This is a genomic window from Pseudoalteromonas sp. Z1A6 (assembly GCF_011378745.1).
Lineage (GTDB): Bacteria > Pseudomonadota > Gammaproteobacteria > Enterobacterales > Alteromonadaceae > Pseudoalteromonas > Pseudoalteromonas arctica.
Window position 1 is genome coordinate 1 of record NZ_WTKW01000268.1, and the last position, 5,840, is coordinate 5,840.

Sequence of the window (5,840 nt, forward strand, 5' to 3'; positions counted from 1 at the left end):
TAGAGTAAATATACACTTAATAAAATAAAAATAGTGGTGAGTATATGAATGTAAACCACTTTAAGTCGCTTGATATATAGTCAATGGAATGAATATATGAATTACGCCTATCAAATAAACAAGATAAATTCTTTAGTTGAACACTACACAAACGAATCTGATTTTGTGGATAGTGAATTACTCTCTAGTAAAACGACAGAGTTTAAAAAGTCAGCCTATCACCTTTTTTATGAGTTAATAAAACTCAAAAACCCTCACATTTTCCAAGAACCAAACCATGTACATGAGTTATTTAGTTTAATTAAGGGCTCAACTGCTAAAAAGAACATTGAGCTAAAGGTGCTTGAGCATGTAGAGCACTGGTGGCTTGAATGGTATTTTGCTTTAGAAATGGACGAAAAGCTTAGTATTGAAAAAAGTGATATGCCAATGAGTTACTTACCTCAAAGTACGCTCAACCCTATGCGCAAACATGAGATAAGTCATTACGCTAGATTATTTACCGTTTTGCCAATGCCGGTATGTAATGTGTGTGCCAAAACGGGTGATATTTTGAAAGTTAATCAACGCTTTGTAGATGTTTTTGGTTATACAGTAGAGGATGTACCTAATCTTAAATCGTGGTGGGAAAAAGCGTATCCAGATCCGCAATATAGAGCACTTGTAAAAGATCTGTGGCAAGACTCACTTGAAAAGGCGCTGAATAATAATAACGATATACCCGCAAATAACTATCGAGTTTCATGTCGTGATGGTTCACAAGTGATGATGGAAATTTCAGGGATTGATATAGGCGAAGAGTTTTTAGCTGTTTTTAATGATGCTACAGAGCGTTTAGAAGCAGAGGATATACTTAGGGATATGGCCTTTTTGGATGCATTAACCAAGATTGCAAATAGGCGTCGGTTTGATGAAAAACTAACGCATGAGTACGAACGAGCAAAAGAATGCGAAGGCATGCTATCGATGATTATTATCGATATTGACCATTTTAAACAATTTAATGACCGGTATGGGCATGTAGCGGGCGATACGTGTTTATATGATGTGGCTCAAACAATTGCTTCAACGGTTAGTCGCCCAGAAGATTTTGTTGCTCGCTATGGGGGAGAGGAATTTGTTGTTTTATTACCTCAAACCGATAGGCAAGGGGCGCTGTTTATAGCTGAGCAAATACAAAAAGCTGTAGAAAACTTAGCTATTGCACACCAGGATAGCTTTACCGGATTTTTATCTATAAGTATGGGTATTAATACCATCAGTGACTATACAAATAGTGATGAAATCAGCTTTGTAAAAGCCGCTGATAACGCCCTGTATTATGCTAAAAAACAAGGGCGTAACTGCATAGCTCTAAGCTCAGAGTAAATAAAATAGAGTTAATTATTTTATTTAAGCTACTCCCCAATATAGCTAATTATAAATAGTTTCTAGGCTTAATACTGGTCGATTCAGGCTGTCGTTAATACACTTCAATACTAAAGGGCTTCTAAGCGGTAGTGATTTTATTTGCTCTAATGTGTACCAGTTAGCGCTGATAATGTCGGTATCTATTGGCGTTGGCGCTTTTATATTATCAGGCGCTTCAAATAAAAAGCAGAATCGTAAATAGTGCACTCCATTTTCGGCATGCAAATTATACACACCCAAAAAGCCGACTGGCTCAAGCGCTAAGCCTGTTTCTTCAAGTAGCTCTCTGCTTGCGGCTTGTGCAAGTGTTTCATTTTTTTCTAAGTGACCTGCGGGCTGATTGTAGCAAATTTGATGAGTGAATTTATCGCGCTCTTTTACAAGTAAAAACTCATTTTGCTTTTTTACTATTGCCGCAACTGTTACATGCGGTTTATGCATCAACTACGCCCTTAATTACTTTGTATTCACCACAATTAATATCATCCAACGTATAGTTGCCAATGCTATAGCGAATAAGGCGAAGTGTAGGGTGGCCAATATGTGCGGTCATTCGGCGAACTTGTCTGTTTTTACCTTCATTAATCGTAATACTTAGCCAAGTGGTAGGGATTGCTCTTCGCTCGCGTACAGGCGGATTACGAGTCCAAATTGTAGGTTCATCAATTATTTTAACGTTAGCGGGGAGTGTAAGCCCGTCTTTAAGTTCTACGCCATTGCATAAAGCATTAATTGATTCGCTTGTTGGTTCACCTTCAACTTGTGCCCAGTATGTTTTATTCGTTTTTTTATCAGGTGCAGTTAAGGTGTTTTGCAATTTCCCACAGTTTGTTAAAAGTAATAAACCTTCACTGTCTCTGTCTAATCTTCCTGCTGCGTAAACCTCTTTAATAGGGATGAACTCAGCGAGAGTTTTTCTGTCTGCGTCATCTGTAAATTGGCATAGCACATCAAATGGTTTATTGAATAACACAATTTTTCTGTCTTTAGATGCTATTTGCGGCTTTATTTCTCTTTTACCTGAAGGTGTTTTGTTAAGTGCACTGCGTGAATAAGTACGCCCTGTACTTCTTTTTGGCTTGGATTCAGTTACTTGATTATTGCCTGATTTAGATCTCATTATATGCACCTAGCTGGTTTTGGTAATCCGGCGATTTTTGTTGCTTGCTTAGCAGGGCCTTTAGGGAATAATTTATATAAATAAAGGCTGTTTCCTTTGTCTTCACCGAGTGCTTTAGCCATTGCTTTTACAAGCATCCTAATTGCTGGACTGGTGTTATATTCAATATAAAAATCACGAACAAAGTTAATTACTTCCCAGTGTTGAACGCTAAGGGTAATGTTTTCTTGGATAGCAATTACAGGTGCAAGCTCCTTTGACCACAAAGTATGATCAAGCAAGTAACCTTGTTTGTCGGTTTCAATCTGTTGGTTGTTAAATTCAAGCATGAGTTACCACGTAATTGATTGATTAGTTGATAAAGTGAGTGCTACAAAGTCTTCATAGCTAATGGCTTTATCGTTATCTGTTAATTTTATTGCACGTACTTGCGCGTCTTGTTCAAGTATTAACAGTGTATCTGCAAATTGCCTAAATTGTTTTTTTGCAAAGCAGGCATCACCAACAAGTAGCACGTTATCGTCTGATAAAATTAAGTTCTCTAGCTGATTTGCGCAGTAATAATTAAGCGGCTTTGAAAATATATGTAATGTACTCATAAATTCACCACATGTTGCTGCGCTTTAATTAATGTTTGTTGTTGGCTAAAGTTGAGTGCTTTTGCCTCTATGAGTAAATCATGTTTATTTAAACCATAATCAAGCAATGACTTTTCACACACGTAGATGTTTTCAACATCATAGATTTCGAGTGTTTTAATGTTTTTAAAAAAATCTTTTAATCCAATATTGTTTGGTTGTTGATGCTTTTTTAAAGCTAAAACGGCGGGGCCGCTAAACAACCAACTCACATTTTGGTCAACGGCAGCAAATATCAATGTCATATCAAGTGCATCACGAATATTTAAATCGTCAAATGGACTGCACTGACTCATTACTAATACGTTTATCATTTAAATTGCACCCATTTATCAGCGTCGCTTGCAAGCATTGCAAATTCAGCTAGCCCTGCGACTGCAAATACACCTGTGTTTTTAATATCAAACCCGCGTTTTTCAGCGGCGGTAACACACAGCATTAAATTTAGTTTTTGATCGGCGAGTTGCTGCCAAAGTGCTGAAATTTGAAGTTCGTCTGAGGATAAATCAAAGTGGGTAGATGCATGATAAATACCTTGCTGGTATAAAAAAATAGCATCAATGGTGTGCCCTTGGGCTAAACATGCATTCGCAAACTTAACTAACCTTTGCGTTGTATCGTGATCGGATGGTGGTGTATGTAATGAAAGAACAAAACGTGACAAAACAATTCCAATAAAAAAGCCCCAATTAAGGGGCTATTTTAACAGAACTATTTAATTAGTCATCACTTGCGCCAAGTAGAGCAAGTAAAGACGTAAATAAGTTATATACGCTTAGGTATAAAGACACTGTTGCGCGAATGTAGTTGGTTTCGCCGCCATTAATGATTCGGCTTGTATCGAATAAAATCAAACCAGACATGATCAATACAACTGCCGCATTAAGCACCATAAACATCAGCGAACTGCCAACAAAAATATTAACAATGCTAGCTACAATCACAACTATTAAGCCAACCGTTAAAAAGCCACCCATAAATGAGAAGTCTTTTTTAGTGTTCAGTGCATAAGCAGATAAACCAAAAAAGATAAGCGCCGTAGAACCTAACGCTTGCATAATAAGCATTGGGCCATTAGGCATTGCAGCATAATGGTTAAGTAATGGACCTAAGCCAGCCCCCATTAAACCTGTGAAAGCAAACACCCAAAATACACCAGATGCTGTATCTGCTTTTTTATTTACAACAAATAATAAACCGAACGAAACAAGTGTAAACACAATTCCCATAAAGTAAGGTAATTGTAGTGCCATTGAAATACCGGCTGTAACAGCACTGAAAGCAAGTGTCATAGCTAGTAAAAAGTAGGTGTTTTTAAGTACCTTGTTTGTTTCAATGGTAGACATTACCGGTTTCGCGGTATTGTACGATTGATTAAACGCCATTGTAGAGCTCCTTTAAGTGAAACGTGTGTGTTTCGATAATTTAACTAAAATTAGATTACCAACTCTTATATGTTTGGGCAAACCTTTGTAGATCAATAGAGTTAAATATTTAAATAAAAGAGTATTGACGGCTAAATTAAAAACACTTTGTTCTAACTTTAGACAAATTAATTGTTTTTTAAGCACTTAAACAATTAATTTAAAAAAAAGCTTCACAAAAGGGATGGGTTTCCCTATTATGCAGGCCGTGCGGAGAGATGGCAGAGTGGTCGAATGCACCGGTCTTGAAAACCGGCATGGGTTTATAGCCCATCTAGGGTTCAAATCCCTATCTCTCCACCACTTATTTAATAAGTGTGTGGTAATTAAAGTATCATTCATTTAAATAGTTATTAGTACACTCTTACTTTTAACTTAGCAGTATCGGAGAGATGGCAGAGTGGTCGAATGCACCGGTCTTGAAAACCGGCATGGGTTTATAGCCCATCTAGGGTTCAAATCCCTATCTCTCCACCATATAACAAAATAGCCTGCTAATTTAGCGGGCTTTTTTGTGTTTGGAACAAAATCAGTGCACTTATACCAATCCGTAATAATACTTAATCATTTTGCGGGGCTAAACGTGTCGCTCCCTGCATTAAAAAATTCTCATTTAGAACAACTAATAGCGGATTTTTTGCCTAGCTATCAACACGTTTTTCCGCCCTCAAAATAGACCACTTAATTAAGCGAATTGGTATTACATGTTTTATCTCTCATTAGTAAAATCTTAAAAGCAGATAGAATTGCTCACACACCACCTTCTGCTGTTAAATAACGTTGATGTTCTCTTCCTTTTTTGTTTTTAATAAAACTACCATCACAAAAAATTTTAAATGAGTTGGAATGCACATATTAATGTGTGCTATTTTTAAACATTGGTGGATTAAAGGTATGCAAAATAGGATGTTGTGGCTCAAAGATGATCTAGATTCGAGAAAGTTAGTTGTATATCGTGCCGTCATGTTTTCGTTTATAGCGCTTTTTGTACTTTTTGTATTTCAACCTTTTGGCACTTCAAGCGATACCGAGTCTTACAAGTTTCTGCGGCTTTTTGGCTATGGGTTAGTAACCTTTTGTGCTTTGCTATTGTCAGGTTTCATAGAAATAGTGTTACTTAAGTTTAAGCTAAGTAAATTAAGCCGTTTAATTATTATTCCTGTCACATATATTTTAATTACTGCGTTATTCAATCATGGGTATTTTGTGGTTGCTGTACTTGGGTCTTGGCATTGGCAGAATCAATTA

General features: G+C 36.8%; 8 protein-coding genes, 2 tRNA genes and 1 pseudogene. 4 read left to right on the top strand and 7 right to left on the bottom strand.

What is annotated here, in order from left to right:
- Nucleotides 1-96 precede the first annotated feature (96 nt).
- Complete coding sequence (locus tag GQR46_RS15015; protein WP_024592557.1) at nucleotides 97-1,368, top strand: diguanylate cyclase; 1,272 nt, start codon at nucleotides 97-99, stop codon at nucleotides 1,366-1,368.
- A 45-nt stretch (nucleotides 1,369-1,413) separates the two neighbouring features.
- On the opposite strand, the gene GQR46_RS15020 is transcribed toward GQR46_RS15015, so the two are convergent.
- From GQR46_RS15020 to GQR46_RS15050, 7 genes are read right to left on the bottom strand one after another with little or no spacing between them, the layout of a single operon-like run.
- Nucleotides 1,414-1,851, bottom strand: coding sequence for an NUDIX hydrolase (locus GQR46_RS15020; protein ID WP_165741350.1), 438 nt, complete (start codon nucleotides 1,849-1,851; stop codon nucleotides 1,414-1,416).
- A complete protein-coding gene (locus GQR46_RS15025; RefSeq protein WP_165741351.1) occupies nucleotides 1,844-2,530 on the bottom strand; it encodes a pseudouridine synthase in 687 nt (228 codons plus the stop codon). Before GQR46_RS15025 ends, GQR46_RS15020 begins: the two co-directional genes overlap by 8 nt.
- Nucleotides 2,530-2,859 (bottom strand): TusE/DsrC/DsvC family sulfur relay protein, encoded by a 330-nt coding sequence (locus tag GQR46_RS15030; RefSeq protein ID WP_007580207.1) that lies wholly within the window; start codon nucleotides 2,857-2,859, stop codon nucleotides 2,530-2,532. Before GQR46_RS15030 ends, GQR46_RS15025 begins: the two co-directional genes overlap by 1 nt.
- Nucleotides 2,860-2,862: 3 nt before the next feature.
- Nucleotides 2,863-3,129, bottom strand: coding sequence for a DsrH/TusB family sulfur metabolism protein (locus tag GQR46_RS15035; RefSeq protein ID WP_165741352.1), 267 nt, complete (start codon nucleotides 3,127-3,129; stop codon nucleotides 2,863-2,865).
- Nucleotides 3,126-3,482, bottom strand: a complete 357-nt coding sequence (gene tusC / locus GQR46_RS15040; RefSeq protein ID WP_007580210.1) for a sulfurtransferase complex subunit TusC — start codon at nucleotides 3,480-3,482, stop codon at nucleotides 3,126-3,128. The genes GQR46_RS15035 and tusC overlap by 4 nt, the downstream gene beginning before the upstream one ends.
- A complete protein-coding gene (tusD, locus tag GQR46_RS15045) occupies nucleotides 3,479-3,832 on the bottom strand; it encodes a sulfurtransferase complex subunit TusD (RefSeq protein ID WP_165741353.1) in 354 nt (117 codons plus the stop codon). The genes tusC and tusD overlap by 4 nt, the downstream gene beginning before the upstream one ends.
- Nucleotides 3,833-3,887: 55 nt before the next feature.
- A complete protein-coding gene (locus GQR46_RS15050; protein ID WP_007580214.1) occupies nucleotides 3,888-4,553 on the bottom strand; it encodes a Bax inhibitor-1/YccA family protein in 666 nt (221 codons plus the stop codon).
- Nucleotides 4,554-4,804: 251 nt separating this feature from the next.
- Here GQR46_RS15050 and GQR46_RS15055 point away from each other — a divergent pair.
- From GQR46_RS15055 to GQR46_RS20560, 3 genes and pseudogenes are all read left to right on the top strand, one after another.
- Nucleotides 4,805-4,895, top strand: a tRNA-Ser gene (locus GQR46_RS15055).
- Between the two features lie 83 nt (nucleotides 4,896-4,978).
- A tRNA-Ser gene (locus tag GQR46_RS15060) sits at nucleotides 4,979-5,069 on the top strand.
- Nucleotides 5,070-5,450: 381 nt separating this feature from the next.
- Nucleotides 5,451-5,840, top strand: a pseudogene (locus GQR46_RS20560) (DNA-binding protein); the annotation flags it as partial.